13 protein-coding genes are annotated in these 15,301 nt (G+C 48.8%); all 13 read left to right on the top strand.

All coding sequences use genetic code 11. The features are described from left to right. Positions 1-27 precede the first annotated feature (27 nt). The 13 genes from V6669_RS24665 (at position 28) to V6669_RS24605 (ending at position 15,071) form a co-directional block, all read left to right on the top strand. The gene (locus V6669_RS24665) at positions 28-1,755 is read left to right on the top strand and encodes a glycosyltransferase family 2 protein (RefSeq protein WP_338588439.1); all 1,728 of its coding nucleotides are present in this window, start codon (positions 28-30) and stop codon (positions 1,753-1,755) included. 352 nt (positions 1,756-2,107) lie between these two features. Continuing rightward, entirely contained in the window at positions 2,108-2,386 is a 279-nt protein-coding gene (locus tag V6669_RS24660; RefSeq protein WP_091037789.1) for a glutaredoxin family protein, read from the top strand. A 322-nt stretch (positions 2,387-2,708) separates the two neighbouring features. After that, positions 2,709-4,052 (top strand): LLM class flavin-dependent oxidoreductase, encoded by a 1,344-nt coding sequence (locus tag V6669_RS24655; protein ID WP_249912865.1) that lies wholly within the window; start codon positions 2,709-2,711, stop codon positions 4,050-4,052. Between the two features lie 130 nt (positions 4,053-4,182). Further along, positions 4,183-5,826 (top strand): ABC transporter substrate-binding protein, encoded by a 1,644-nt coding sequence (locus V6669_RS24650; RefSeq protein ID WP_338588438.1) that lies wholly within the window; start codon positions 4,183-4,185, stop codon positions 5,824-5,826. 41 nt (positions 5,827-5,867) lie between these two features. Next, entirely contained in the window at positions 5,868-6,800 is a 933-nt protein-coding gene (locus V6669_RS24645) for an ABC transporter permease (RefSeq protein WP_036605816.1), read from the top strand. A 60-nt stretch (positions 6,801-6,860) separates the two neighbouring features. Beyond that, complete coding sequence (locus tag V6669_RS24640; protein WP_091037784.1) at positions 6,861-7,778, top strand: ABC transporter permease; 918 nt, start codon at positions 6,861-6,863, stop codon at positions 7,776-7,778. 25 nt (positions 7,779-7,803) lie between these two features. Further along, on the top strand, positions 7,804-8,352 hold the full coding sequence (gene ssuE / locus V6669_RS24635) for an NADPH-dependent FMN reductase (protein ID WP_074096318.1): 549 nt from the start codon (positions 7,804-7,806) through the stop codon (positions 8,350-8,352). A gap of 69 nt (positions 8,353-8,421) precedes the next feature. Next, positions 8,422-9,294 (top strand): LysR family transcriptional regulator, encoded by an 873-nt coding sequence (locus V6669_RS24630; protein WP_017692495.1) that lies wholly within the window; start codon positions 8,422-8,424, stop codon positions 9,292-9,294. Between the two features lie 54 nt (positions 9,295-9,348). After that, positions 9,349-10,410, top strand: a complete 1,062-nt coding sequence (locus V6669_RS24625) for an LLM class flavin-dependent oxidoreductase (RefSeq protein WP_091037781.1) — start codon at positions 9,349-9,351, stop codon at positions 10,408-10,410. Between the two features lie 50 nt (positions 10,411-10,460). After that, a complete protein-coding gene (locus V6669_RS24620; protein ID WP_240768299.1) occupies positions 10,461-11,687 on the top strand; it encodes an amidohydrolase in 1,227 nt (408 codons plus the stop codon). 334 nt (positions 11,688-12,021) lie between these two features. Continuing rightward, entirely contained in the window at positions 12,022-12,882 is an 861-nt protein-coding gene (locus V6669_RS24615; RefSeq protein ID WP_133387057.1) for a diaminopimelate epimerase, read from the top strand. 41 nt (positions 12,883-12,923) lie between these two features. Continuing rightward, positions 12,924-13,718: a nicotianamine synthase family protein gene (locus V6669_RS24610; RefSeq protein WP_133387058.1), complete on the top strand. Its 795-nt coding sequence runs from the start codon at positions 12,924-12,926 to the stop codon at positions 13,716-13,718. A gap of 66 nt (positions 13,719-13,784) precedes the next feature. Then, positions 13,785-15,071 carry an opine metallophore biosynthesis dehydrogenase gene (locus V6669_RS24605; protein ID WP_338588437.1) on the top strand — a complete coding sequence of 429 codons (1,287 nt, stop codon included), beginning with the start codon at positions 13,785-13,787 and terminating at the stop codon, positions 15,069-15,071. The last annotated feature ends 230 nt before the right edge of the window (positions 15,072-15,301 follow it).

Genomic DNA, 15,301 nt, shown 5'->3' with positions numbered 1-15,301 from the left:
CGGACAAGTGGAAATGGAGGGAGCAACATGAGCACACCCGATCAACAGCGCGGGGAAGAACGTCATAGCCGCAGCAACAAGGTTAAGGCTCGAAACGTCGTCCGTCGAAAGGGTCACAGTCATCTGAACATCATTCCAAATATCAGCACTCGCAGTGACAACAGCCGCAGTGAAAACAACCGGAATGGCAGCATAAGCAATGAAAAAAAAGCGGCACGCCGTGCCACACAGCACGATGTTTCGCGATCTGATATGGCAGTCCTGCATGCAGCAGGTCGTCGCTCAATGCAGAAATCCAGACGTAAAGGCAAAAGCAGGCGCACAGCCAAAGGCGTCAGGATCTACAAACAGGGGTATCGTAGAGGATACGACGAAGGTGTCCGCCAGGGACAGAGTTCATTTGGTCTTGTTTTTGAAGGAGTCAGCATCATTATCCCCACGTACAATCAGCGGGAGTATGTGCTGCAATGTGTGTCCAGTATCGAAAAGCATACCCCTGCCCCCTTCGAAATCATTGTCGTGGATAATGGCTCCAAGGATGGAACTGCCGAGGCCATGCTCCGCAAAGGCGGCATGGTGAGGGTGGCTGCCCTGGATCAGAACCGGGGGTTTGCCGGAGGTGTCAATCATGGGCTGATGATGGCGAGAGGACGACATATCATCGTGCTGAACAACGATACGCTCGTTACTCCAGGCTGGCTGGATAACATGATGACTTGTCTTGCCAGTGATCCGAAGATCGGTGTGGTGGGTCCGGTGACCAACTATATTGGTGGGGATCAGCAGATTCAGGTTCCGTACCGTGAGGTAGAAGAGATGTGGCCTTTTGCCGCGACACATAATCGTCCGGATGCAGACAAACATCGAATAACCGATCGCCTGGTCGGATTCTGCTGGTTGTTCTCACGGGAGCTGCTGGAACGAGTAGGTTATCTGGACGAAGGGTACGCGGTGGGCAATTTCGAAGATGATGACTGGATCATTCGGGTGAAGCTGTCAGGATACCAGCTTGCGGTAGCCGGGGATGCTTTTATCCACCACTTCGGAAGTGTCAGTATGAAAGCCTTGGGTGAGCAAGACTTTGCTGTAGTGAATAAGGATAACGAGCAGTTTTATAGCCAAAAGTGGGGAGATCCCCATGCGCTGGTTGCCGAAACCTCCCGCTTGGCTAGACAACAAACCTCTGGTACCCCATCCGGTCAACAAGAGGATGGTGACACAAACCCAATGGATCCGCGTCAGCGAATCTTAACGCAGGGTAGCCAAGATCCAGCATTACAGTTCAGACACAGTTATGACTTCTACCCGGAAGGTTCGTTCCTGTCCGATGCCAAAGGTGATGTCTATACTTTAACCGGCGGTCGGCGGCGTAAGCTGAACGTCCCTGTACCGCGTGGAATATCACCTGTTCAGGTTGCCAAGCCGGACCTGCTCGCCATTCCTGCCGGAGAAGCACTGATATCAGCGGGGGACGTGCAAGGATGGCCGAGGGAATCACAACAGGTGCACATGACAGCGGTTCATGGTTCTCACAATGGCTGGGCAGAAGGAAGTATTGTTGCCGCAGTGGATGCACCCGAGATTCGATATCAGATCAGCGGAGACAAGCGGAGACGATTTGTTTCGGTCTATGCGGCAGAACGTTGGGGTGTACATTCTGGGCATATTGTCAGCGTGTCTGCAGACCAACTGGATTCGATGGAAGAAGGATGGCCCATTATTGCCCCACCTCAGCTCTTGAACCCAGATCTGTAATGTCAGGCGATCAGTTTATCCAGATTAGCAGTATGATGCGGAATGGAAAATGTAGCGGTACCCTGTGTAATCGCTCTGATTCATTCCGCATCCGAATATTACATATGAGTTGTTAGCTAGACTACTGAAGCAGAGCGATTCAATCTTGTAAAATAAGCCATCTTTCAAATTTATAATTTAATCTTTCTATTTGGTTATAGGTTTATTCTATTAGCAGATCCATTGACGCAGGAAGGGCACAGGAGTACATTTAGAGCCATAATTCTTATTTAACAGATGGGAATTGAAGGTCTAGGGCGTTCATAGTTAATCACCCAGACCTTGATCTTAAAACCAATCAGGAGGTATGTCGATGTCATCATCAACCAAAAAAGTCGTGCTGTGGAGCAAAACAGGCTGTCATTTCTGCGGGGAAGTGAAAGCATTTCTGACAGAGCGAAACCAGCCTTTTGAGAACATTGAAGTGCAGGGAAATGACGTGTTGCGTGATGTGCTTGAAGCAAAATATGGCATTCGGCATGTACCCGTTATTGAAGTGGGAGGGGACGGCAAATTTGAAGCCTTGCTGGAACCTGATCTGGAGAAGCTGGCGGAACTTCTGGCACGAACGGACGAAGCGACAGCAGTCTAACGGGAGTTAATATATACCTTTGAAGCACGCCGTTCCGGCTGTTGCATGATGCAAGATCGCATTTGTACAGCAGCTGGAACGTTCATAAGTTATGGCTCACTTGGGATGTAAATGGTCTTATTTACATCTTCAATGTTCATATAGAAAAAATCTATTAGTCACGCTGTTGACCCTTTTACGGGGCAGTGATAAGATTTGTGAAATTAAAACAAACCAAACTCATAGGAATAGTTAACTTTTAAGTTATTTTGCATACGTAATCAGTTCAGTTGGCCATTTATCATTCTTTTGAAGATTCTAATCCAAGGAAGGCGGAGTGCATATGACAGCGAAACGCAGTTTGAAATTTGGAGCCATTATTCATGGGGTTGGAGGAAGCAACACCACATGGAGACACCCGGAGGTTCTGTCGGATGCCAGCGTTAACTTTGGATTTTACAAACGTCAGGCACTGAAAGCGGAGGAAGGCAAGTTCGATCTGGTCTTTATCGCAGACGGTCTGTATATTACCGAGAAATCCATTCCGCATTTCCTGAATCGCTTCGAACCAATCAGTATCCTCTCCGCTTTGGCTGCCGTTACTTCACGCATTGGACTGGTGGGTACCCTCTCAACATCCTATAGTGATCCGTTCACCGTAGCCAGACAGTTCGGTTCCCTCGATCAGATCAGCGATGGCCGTGCAGGCTGGAACGTTGTGACTTCTCCGCTGGAAGGTACAGCGAAGAACTATAGTAAGAGCAGTCACCCTTCGCATCCGGAACGTTATCGCATTGCCGCAGAATATTTACAGGTAACCAAAGGGTTGTGGGACTCTTGGGAAGATGATGCCTTTGTAAGAGACAAAGAGAGCGGCGTATTCTTCGATCCATCCAAGCTGCACACGCTTAATCATGAAGGAGAGTTTTTCTCCGTACAAGGGCCGCTCAACATTGCCCGTTCACGGCAAGGACAGCCGGTGATATTCCAGGCAGGTTCATCGGAAGATGGCAAAACGCTGGCGGCGCAAGAAGCGGATGCTGTCTTTACCGGACACGATACGATTGAAGATGCACAGGCATTCTATAAGGATGTCAAAACACGGGCGGCCTCCTATGGACGTTCTGCACAGGATATTGTTATTCTGCCAGGCATCAATCCCATTGTTGGACAGACCGAAGAGGAAGCGGAACAGAAATATCAGGAGATTGCGAGCCTGGTTACCATTGATAAAGCGCTGGATTATCTGGGACGTTTCTTCGAACACCATGATTTCTCCCAATATCCGCTGGATGAACCGTTCCCGGAGCTGAATGGCATTGGAAGCAACAGTTTCCGCAGTGGAACCGACAAGATCAAGAAGGATGCCAAAGAGCAAGGATTGACCTTGCGTGAAGTGGCTCTGCGGGCAGCAACACCACGCAGCAAATTCCTGGGCACACCAGAGCAGGTCGCTGACAAGATTCAGGAATGGTTTGAGACGGAAGCAGCAGATGGTTTCATTATTGCTTCTGAGCTGCCAAGTGGATTGTCTGATTTTGTGGAACTGGTTGTTCCAATTCTGCAAGAACGCGGTCTGTATCGTACGGACTATGAACACGATACATTGCGGGGGAATCTTGGGGTACAGATTCCGGTTAACCGTTATACGGCTGCGAAGAAGCAAGTTGTATCTGATTTGGCATAACTGAGATGAACGCTATTCACTTTACACTACGTTTCGTACTACTTTAAAACCGACTTAACTCATAGGATATATAGAGTATTGGTATAAACATCAATTTAATGACACCTGTATACACAGAGGGGGAAGCGATATGAACAGGTCTATCTCATGGATGAAATATATGGCATTGGCAGCAGTATTGGTGATGGTATTATCCGGTTGTGGAGCGGCGGGAGGCAGCACGAACGGTGCAGCACAGGCTTCGGGCGGGGATCAGGCCGGGCAAGCTGAAGGAGGCAACCTGACTTTTGCACTCGCGACTTCACCGGATACGCTTGACCCTCATCGCAGTGGGCTTGCCGTAACAGTACGCGCCATCCGAACGATCTACGACAATCTGGTCGTGCAGCTGCCTGATGGTTCCGTCAAACCTTGGCTCGCCACGGAATGGAGCGTATCCGAGGACGGCAAGAGTTATACGTTCAAGCTGCGTGAAGGCGTGAAGTTCCATGATGGTACACCTTTTAATGCGGAAGCCGTGAAATACAATCTGGACCGGGTGATTGATCCGGCCACCAAAGCTGCCAATTCTCTGGCCCTGATTAGACCGTATAGCTCCTCCGAAGTCATTGATGAATATACCATCAAGGTAAATCTGGAATCACCATCGCAAGCCTTTCTCGGCAACTTAAGCCAGGCGCTTCTGGGGATCGTATCCCCAACAGCTGCTCAAAAATATGGTGACCAGCTGGGTAAAAATCCGGTGGGAACAGGTCCGTATACCTTTGTGAAATGGGATGAAAATGCGGATATCGTCGTTGCCAAAAACAAGGATTACAACTGGGGACCTGAGACGGTTGAAAATAAAGCCGCGCCCCATGTGGATACGATCACATTCAAGATTGTACCGGAAGAAGCGACGCGCATCGGAAGTGTACAGAGTAATCAGGTACTCGCTGCCGAGACGGTTCCACCGCAGAATATCGCTGCATTAAAAAACGATCCGAACCAGCAATTGTTACAGGCCAATACGGTTGGACTGCCGTACACACTCTTCTTCAATCTGCGCAAAGCGCCTTGGGATGATGTGAAAGTAAGGCAGGCAGTACAATCCGCTGTAGATGTTGAATCGATTGTCAAAACATTGTATCTGGGCAACTACGAACGTGCGTGGTCTGCACTGTCTCCTGGAATTCTGGGTTATGATGCATCGCTGGAAGGAAGCATCAACCCGGACATCAATAAAGCCAATCAGCTGCTCGATGAACAAGGCTGGGTGAAAGGCGCTGACGGTATTCGTGCCAAAGAGGGCCAGAAACTGACCCTGCGTTATGTAGATGGTTCGCCCAATCGGGAGAAACGCAATGACATTGCCGCCATTATCCAACAACAGTTGAAACAGGTTGGCATTGCCGTTGAAGTCGAGATTACAAAAGATATCGCAACAGTCATCTATCAGAACTGGGATTATGATCTATATGGCAATAGCCAGGTCAACTCCGATCCCAATGCCTTGTACGCTTTCTATCATACGAGTGCAGAGGGCCAGCGTCCGACATTGTCCGGTTTGTCTGATCCAAAGATAGATGAACTGTTAGAGCAGGGAGCCGTGGAGAGTGACGCGGATAAACGTGTCGAGATCTACAATCAAATCCAGCAATACCTGATTGAGCAAGCGGTAATTCTGCCGATCTATGTATTCCCTTATACCTTCGCAGCATCCAAAAAGGTCGAAGGCATCAAGTTTGATTCACTGGGGTATCCACTCTTTAACGACGTTCGCATTCAGCCCTAACAGGAACGACCAATCCAGATTCAGGAAGGAGATATCCCGGTATGGTTCAAACGATACTGTCACGACTCGCAACATCGCTTCTGGTTATTTTCGGAGCTTCGGTGCTGGTGTACTGCATCATGTATCTCCTGCCGGGTGATCCGGTTCTACTCATGCTGGACCCGTCCTCGGCTACCCCGGAGATGATCGAGAATCTGCGGGTTCAGCTTGGACTGGATCAGCCGTTTTACATCCAGTTTGCGAACTATTTTGGTGATATGCTGCGTGGGGATTTCGGTAAATCGATGATCAATTCGGATCCGGTTTTGCCAAAAATACTGGAACATTTTCCAGCGACACTGGCTTTGACCGCACTCAGTTCAATCATTGCCATCACGATTGGAATTACACTTGGTGTACTGTCTGCGATCCATCGCAATGGCGTGATTGATTTCGTCGCCAGGCTCGTTGGACTGTTCGGTATCTCCATGCCAACCTTCTGGACGGGGATACTGCTCATCCTGTTATTTTCAGTACAGCTTGGCTGGTTCCCTGCGATGGGTTCCGACGGATTCAGCTCACTGGTTCTTCCGGCAGCAACGCTGGGTCTCGTTGGTGCCGGGTTTATCGTACGAATGGTGCGGAACAGCATGCTGGAAGTGATCAATGAACCGTTTATCGTGGCGTTGCGGGCCAAAGGACTTTCGGAACGCGCCATCATGTATGGTCATGCACTGCGTAATGCGCTGATCCCTGCCGTAACGGTAATTGGCATGCTGATCGGTGATCTGCTTGCGGGTACGGTTGTGGTGGAGACTGTCTTCTCCAGACAAGGAATCGGCCGGATTATTGCAGATGCGCTAATGGCCAAGGATCTGCCAGTGGTGCAAGGTGTCGTCTTTTTTACCTCAATTATCTATGTCGTCTTGAACTTGCTGGTGGATATCTCGTATTCGTACATTGATCCCCGGGTTCGGCGTGCAGTCCGCACATGATATTGGATGGAACAGTCAGAAGTGTCCTGACGCGGAGTATGAAAGGAGGAGTTGGTGCTCATGAGCATGAAACCTTTGGCTGGTGACAAAAAAGCATGGGCGGGCAGTGTAGGACGTATCCGTCTGTGGAATCGCCGCCCTTGGCGTTATCGCGTTTCATTCGCGGTATCCCGATTATTCTTTTATGCAGCATTGCTGGTGGTGGTATTTACCGTGGCATGTGCAATTGTGCCAGGCTGGATTGCGCCCTATGATCCAACTCAGATGATGACGGATGCCATCCTGCAGGCTCCCTCTGCTGCGCACCTGTTCGGGACGGACTATTTTGGCAGAGATATCTTCAGCGTGGTTGTGCATGGGAGCAGAGATTCATTGCTCATTGGATTCGCCTCGGTACTTGTAGGCGGGATTGTTGGCAGTGCTCTTGGTATTATCTCCGGTTATGCCGGAGGTATTGTTGATACCATCACCATGCGGGCTGTTGATATTCTGATGGCTGTACCCGGCGTACTGCTTGCATTATCTGTTGCAGCTGCTCTCGGGCCAGGACTGATGAATATTGCACTGGCTGTTGCGGTTTCCTCCATTCCGGGCTACGCACGGGTGATGCGTGGGCAGGTCATATCAGTTAAAGGTCTGCCTTTCATTACAGCGACACGTTCACTGGGCGGTTCCAATACACGTATTTTCTGGAAACATGTACTGCCACATTCGTTGTCACCCTTGCTGGTCATGGCTACGCTGGGCGTAGGGACATCAATTCTAACGGGCTCCGGACTCAGTTTTCTGGGACTTGGGGTGTTGAAGGAAATACCGGATTGGGGCGCATTGCTCTCACAAGGAAGAGGTTATCTGACGGTTGCCTGGTGGATCTGTACGTTCCCGGGACTGGCGATCACTTTGTTTGTACTGGCGGTTAATCTGATTGGAGACGATATTCGAGATCGGCTGGACCCCAAAGTAAAAGGAGCGGCCTGACCGCTATACCAAGGAGGAATACGTTATGTCACATGTTGTCATTATTGCCGGATCACCTTCCAAACGTTCGCGTTTGACAGGTCTGACGGATTACAGCAGCCAAAAATTAACGGAGGCAGGCATCACCGTTGAAGTCATTCATGTTGTGGATCTTCCCGCTGAGGATCTGGTGCAAGCCCGGTTTGACAGCTCATTCATTCGTGATGCACTTGCTGTCGTGGAAGCGGCGGATGCAGTTATTGTGGCTACGCCGGTATATAAGGCATCTTACTCGGGAGTGCTCAAACTGTTCCTGGATCTGATTCCGCAAGAGGGGCTACGGGGTAAGTTGACACTTCCGCTCGTTATCGGTGGTTCTATTGCTCATCTGCTTGCCATTGATTATGCATTGAAGCCTGTACTGGCAGCCCTTGGTGGAAGACATATCCTTGGTGGGGTCTACGCTGTGGATCAGGGGATTGAACGATTGGATGATGGAAAGTTCGTACTCTCGGCGGATATTACTACACGTCTGGATCGCTCGCTGGATGAATTGATATTGACACTGGAAAAGGATGGGATTACGATATCATAAAACCAAGTAAATATATTGGATAAATCAATATAAGATCAAACGTCTGCGGACGTGGATACGGAGGCGCTCATGAATATCGAGAATATTGAAGCATTTGTATATATCAATCATTATGGAAGCTTCAATAAGGCTGCCGAAGTACTCTTCTTGTCCCAACCTTCGGTCACAGCTCGCATTCAGTCACTGGAAAGGGAGCTGGGCTGCAAGTTGTTTGATCGGCTTGGCAAACAAATTGTGCTGACAGAAGAAGGTCGGAAATTCCTTCCATATGCGCAGCAAGTGCTGCAAGTGATTCAGAAGGGCAAGCAGAAGATTCAGCAACGGCGATCAACACCGGATGCGCTTCGGCTCGGTAGTACAGTATCGGTGTCCAATTATGTCATTCCCGATTTTCTACCCAAGATCAAGGAAGCTTACCCCGAAATTAACATCAAATTGACGACAGCAACGACGGATCAGCTGATTGCCAAACTGCTTGGTCAAGAGATCGATCTTGCTTTTGTGCGCAAGGTCATGCATCCTGCGATCCGTACGGTTGCTTTTTATGAAGATCCGATCCAGCTCTATGTGTACAAAGGGCATCCATTCATTGAGAGCGGGCATGTCAGCATGGAAGCCATCCGGAATGAGCAACTGGTCTTTTTTGAATGTGGTTCACTGGACTGGCTTCGCATTCACCGGGCTTTCGATTCGCTGGAACATCCGCCGAATATTACATACCATGTCGATAATTCGGAGACGGCGAAGAAACTGGTTATGCAAGGGGCAGGCATTGCTTTTCTCCCGGGACTCACGGTGAAGAAGGAAGTGCAGAATCAGGAGTTGTTCCCCATTCAGGTACATGAGGTAGCAGGTGTATCGTTGCAGATCAGCGTTGTCACGTTAAAAGAAGAATATTCGCCATTGGCAGAGCCCTTCGGGGAACTGCTGCGGCAGTTATAGATTGTTTGTAAGATTCAAGAACAGCGGTTCAGCACAATCAAGGAGGAGAAGGATATGAGTATTCGTGTTGGCATTTTGGATCAGACCCCTATCTATGAAGGGGAAACGGCAGTGGATGCTTTTCGGCATACAATTGAGCTGGCACAGCGGGCAGAGCAGCTTGGATTCCATCGGTTCTGGGTATCGGAGCACCATGATTCCGGGCATGTTGCAGGTTCCTCCCCGGAGGTACTCATCTCCCACTTGCTTGCGCATACAAAGCGGATTCGGCTGGGGTCTGGCGGAGTAATGCTCCAGCATTATAGTCCATACAAAGTCGCCGAGAATTTCAACATCCTCGCAGCGCTCGGACCCGGAAGAGTTGACCTGGGAATCGGTCGTGCACCAGGTGGATTACCCCGTTCAACACAGGCGTTACAGGAAGGTATTCAGGAAGCTGCATCTCTGCAAGAGAAAATTGTTCAGGTGAAACGATACATCCACAATGAGCCGCTTGAAGATCCATCACATCCACTTGCAGGTCTCAGTGCCTCGCCAGTGTCCGACATTCCAGCGGAACTGTATGTGCTTGGAGCAAGTGTCGATAGTGCAAGCATGGCTGCGGAACTGGGACTCCCATATGTCTTTTCACTGTTCATTAACAGTAATATAGAGGTAGCGCTTCAAGCGATCCGTGTATATCGTGAACAATTTGATCGTTCCCAGGGACGGGAGCCTTACGCTGCATTAGCCATATCGTTAATTGTGGCCGAGAGTGAGGAAGAAGCGGAAGGACTTGCGAGTGAGCATATGCTGGTGAAGATTCATCTGGAGAGTGGAAAGGTGCTGACCGTTGGTTCTGTGGAGCAGGCGGAAGAATTCGGACGTCAATCAAACGAAACCTATCGGATCGAAATTCTGGAGCCAAGTGTGACCCGGGGTACAAAAGAAACCGTAGGTCAGGCACTGTTGAAGTTCCAGCAGGATTTTGCCGTGGAAGAGTTCATTGTGACTACAGCTACACGGGACTTTGCCAAGCGAATTCGTTCATTCGAATTGTTGCGTGAGATTCTGGCAGAGCAGGGACTCAGTGAATTTGCACTGGAATCCAAGGAACAGGAAGCTGCAATCGGATAGAAGTAGGCAGTTAATATAGCAGTGAATATATATGAATGGGAGGCCATGTGATGAAAAGTGATCTGGAACAGCCTAAACAACAGGCTGAGCAACAAGTACAGGGCCCCGAGCATGAACTTCACGGTGAACGGGCGGAAGAATTTGCGGAACGTTTAATCACCATTCGGCGACATCTGCATCGCAACCCGGAATTGTCCGGCGAGGAAAAGGAGACGACAGCAGCCATTCGCAGTTGGCTGGAAGAGGAAGGCGTCCGTATTGCAGACGAATATGCGCTGAGGACAGGGCTTGTCGCTGAAGTAGGCCAAGGGGACGGACCTGTTGTTGCCCTAAGAGCAGATATTGATGCGCTGCCCATTCAGGAAGAGACAAAGCTGGAATTTGCCTCCCAGGTAGATGGAAAGATGCACGCTTGCGGACATGACGCACACACGGCAATTCTGATTGGTGCTGCACGATTACTGAAACAGCGCGAGTCCAGTTTGCCGGGAAAAGTACGGTTGATATTCCAGCCCTCGGAGGAAAAAGCAACGGGTGCTCGGCAAGTGATCCAGAGCGGCGCATTGTCCGATGTTCGGGCGGTATTCGGATTACATAACAAGCCTGATCTCCAGGTAGGTACGGTGGGCATTCGGGAAGGCGCATTGATGGCAGCAGCAGACGGTTTTGTTGTCAAAGTGGAAGGTGTAGGTACCCATGCAGCAGTGCCTGAAGCCGGCATTGATCCAATCGTGGTTGCCGCACATATTGTTACGGCATTACAGGCCATTGTGAGTCGTAATGTAGGAGCACAGGAGAGTGCCGTAATCAGTGTCACCAAGCTCCACAGCGGCACAGCCTGGAACGTTATTCCGGATGAAGCGATACTCGATGGCACGGTACGTACCTTTGATGAGAAAGTGCGTGCACGGATTCGCGAGCGTTTCAATCAGGTGGTAGCGGGTGTTGCGGCGGCCTATGGCACACGTGCTACGGTTCGCTGGATTCAGGGACCACCTGCCGTGGTCAACGATGAAGCACTGACATCTGCGGCGGAGCAAGTTGCAAGTGAGATTGGATTGAATAGTGTTAGACCGCTACCTTCTCCAGCAGGTGAGGACTTCTCTTTTTATCAAAAAGAAGTTCCCGGCCTGTTCCTCTTCCTGGGCACCTCTGGCCCGCATGAGTGGCATCACCCTGGCTTTGATGTGGATGAACAGGCATTGCCGCTCGGAGCACATCTTCTGGCTGCACTGGCTGAGAAAGCACTGCACAATGTGCAAGCACATCAAGAGTGATGAGTATAGTGAATCACTGGATCATATCCAGATCGAAACGGTTCCGTTCGACGGCAACCGTTTTTCGTATTCCCTTTTTTAAGTGAGAGCGGGGTAGGAACGACGATTTGTTGAACCTTATTAGATGGTGTAGTTATGGCTAGGGTTGGCGCAAAAGCGTCAGCTCTGTTTGGGTTTTCTTACAGGAAGGGCAGCTAAAGGTATTGTTAAATTTTATTTTTTTTAATGGAAATATTTGTTGACGCTCCCCAAAAGGATGTGCTATATTTTTCTCGACCTTTAATCGTAATAATTACTATTAGATAAAAAAAGAAGAACAGGAGTAGTCGCTGCGATGAAACAGGAGATCGATTTTATCAAGTTCAGTCCCACTCAAAACATGACGATTCTGGTTAAAACGGATCATGCAGCAGAGAAATACAATCATATTGCGACTCGTCTAATGTCGTATGATAACGTTTACGCTGAACAAGTGGGATTCATTGAACCAACGAGGAGACCGGAAGCTGTGGCCCGTCTGGAAATGGCCGGAGGCGAGTTCTGTGGCAATGCCTGCATGGCACTTGCAGCACACCTCGCATCTGAAGCAGGACTGGTACAACAGGAGTCTATGGATATCATGCTGGAGGTTTCCGGAACCGATCAATTGATCATGTGCCATGTGAAGAAGCAGCAGAACGAATACAACTGCCAGGTAACCATGCCGGTTCCGAAGCAGATTGAACAACGAACAATCCGATATGAAGGCATCGAGCTCGATATGGTGATCATCCGGTACGCTGAGTTCATCCATATCGTGATTGAAGTGGATGACTTCGACGATACGATGAAAAAGAGGGCACAGACCCTTGCAAGGTTACTGGGACTAACCCTGGGAGATAAGCTGATCGGTATCTTGTTATATCAATCACACTTGGAAGAAATGGCCCCACTCATCTATGTTCCAGAGCTGGATAGTCTGATGTGGGAGAGAGGGTGCGGTTCGGGTACGGCCTCTGTGGGAGCCTATCTTGCATGGAGCCAGCAGAGGGAGATTACACAGTATATCAAGCAGCCCGGTGGTGCGATCAAAGTGATAGCTGAGTGGAATGGCGCAGAACTTGGGAGCATTACGATTGAGGGATCGGTAGGCATCGTGGCACAGGGCAAAGCCTACATAGATGCTCCAGCAGAATGGAGCGTTATAAACGCATGAGGTACATGACATGATCGAGACAACGTATTGGGGGAAAAGAAATGATCACATTGGTTCATTTTCAGACATGTTTGAGTGAATTTGCAGAGAAATTTGATAAGCTCGCGAGCAAGTATGATCATACGATTCTGCATAGTTCGGAGCTGGAGGCTGTGATCAATGACTACTCCCGCTTTGTGACCGATCAGGAGAATAAGGCAGCCTGGGAACAGTTGGAGCATTCCGAGCTGGAAGAGCTTGATTCGCTTGTGTGGCAGTTAAGAAATAAATCCGCCCAGTGTGTGGCGATCATGGAGAAATATCGTGCATTAAAGTTAGAGAACGGGGATGTGCAGATTGCCGATTATTTCAAAAACATAGAAGAGTGTATCGATAAAGAATTTGGCAGCTTCCATGTCACCTCCGATTCCAGAGTGTTGTTGGTAGGCTCCGGTTCATTCCCAATGACACCATTACTCATCGCCAAGCGAACAGGTGCACAGGTTGTCGGGATCGATATTGATGAAGAGTCCATTACACTCGGGCGAAAAGTGGTGGAGACACTGGGCACGGGTTTGAAGATTCGTTTGGAGTCAACCTTGCTGGAGGATCTGGATTATACCAGGGAAGCAACCCATATCATTTTCAGCTCTACGGTGGCCCCTAAATATGAGCTGCTTGATCAACTGCATGCCCTGACGAATGCACAGGTGGTTGTAGCCATGAGATACGGTGATCAGTTGAAGTCGTTGTTCAATTATCCGATGGAAGAGACGGACAGCAGCAAGTGGAAGCTGGTGGACCAAATCCTGCGCCCGGATGATGTGTTTGATATTGTGTTGTATCAAAAAGCATAGGTATGCATGTGCATCCAAGTGCGTCCAAATGGATTACAGATTGAACTTTGAATTAAGGAGGATTATATGAGCAATCTTCAGCGAATTCTGTTACTTGGAACCGGGCCTGCATCCATTCAGCTTGCGGTAACGCTCAAAGATCATCTCAACTGCTTAATAGGCATTGCGGGGAGACAATCGGTTCGTTCAGCGTCCGTATTCTCAGCCCTCGAACAGAGCAATCAACGTATTCAGGTTAGCATTCAAAATGAGAAACATCAATCGCTCGCAGGTGAGTGTTTCGTTGATCATGTGTTCAAGGGATATGACACCATCGAGGGGGAATGGGATACACTCATTTTGGCGGTTACCACCGATGCTTATATCGATGTATTGGAAAAAATGAAAAATGAATTCATCAAACAACTGAAATGTATCATTTTGATTTCTCCAACGTTTGGGTCGAATCGACTCGTGACCCATTATATGAGAGAGCGGAATGCAACGCCGGAAGTGATCAGTTTCTCTACCTACCTTGGAGATACCCGTTGGATGCACGAACATCCGTCCAATCATGTGATTACTACAGGGGTGAAGAAAAAGGTCTATATCGGTTCCACTCGTTACCCGTCTGAACAGGTCAGTATGTTACGCCAAGTTTATGAACGTTTGGGTATTGCGCTGGAAGTGATGCGATCTCCACTGGAGGCGGAAACGAGAAATATCTCGTTGTACGTGCATCCACCCTTGTTCATGAATGACTTCTCATTAGAAGCCATCTTTGGAGCTCCAGATACTCAGAAATACGTATACAAGATGTATCCTGAAGGTCCGATTACACAAGTTTTGATACGGGAAATGCGGGCACAGTGGCAGGAGATTATGAATATTACGGACCGACTTGATATTCAGGGAGTGAACCTGCTTCAATTCATGACGGATGACAACTATCCGGTTCGATTAGAGAGTATATCACGCCAGGATATCGAGAATTTCAATCAGCTGCAGGTCATTCATCAAGAGTATTTATTATACATACGGTACACCTCCTTATTGATTGATCCATTCTCGGAACCCGATTCGGCAGGGAAATATTTTGACTTTTCAGCAGTCCCATTCCGTCAAACGTTCATGAACCGCGAAGGGGAACTGGACATCCCCCGTATGCCCAAGGAAGATTACTACCGCATTAAAATCATCCAGGGCATTGCCAGACATCTCGATGTGAGATGTCCAACCATTGATCAATTCATCGCCACATATGAGGCAAAAATTCAGGAAGTAGCTGACGCACACCCGAATCAACGCTTGTCCAACGCCTTTGCGATTCAATCCTTCAACGAGGATATCCGCATGATTTGCACCGGCCTTTGACTTTGAGTAATTGGGTTAATTACATCTCAAATTAATCAAGTTGAACCTGATGTTTACATCATAACGAAGAGTGCAGAACCAATCTGAAGAAGCGAAGCGGTCGCCTTTATCCCCGGATTTTCTCTTTGGAAAAGAGATCAAAAAAATCTGGGGATAACAGTGATCGGAAGATGGTACTGCAATCGGAGTTGCCCGATGTAACCTACGAGGTCTGCTTGTAATTTCATCAT

This window comes from Paenibacillus sp. Y5S-9, assembly GCF_036894235.1.
In the GTDB taxonomy this organism is placed as follows: Bacteria; Bacillota; Bacilli; order Paenibacillales; family Paenibacillaceae; genus Paenibacillus.
This window is presented reverse-complemented; position numbering and strand designations above follow the sequence as displayed.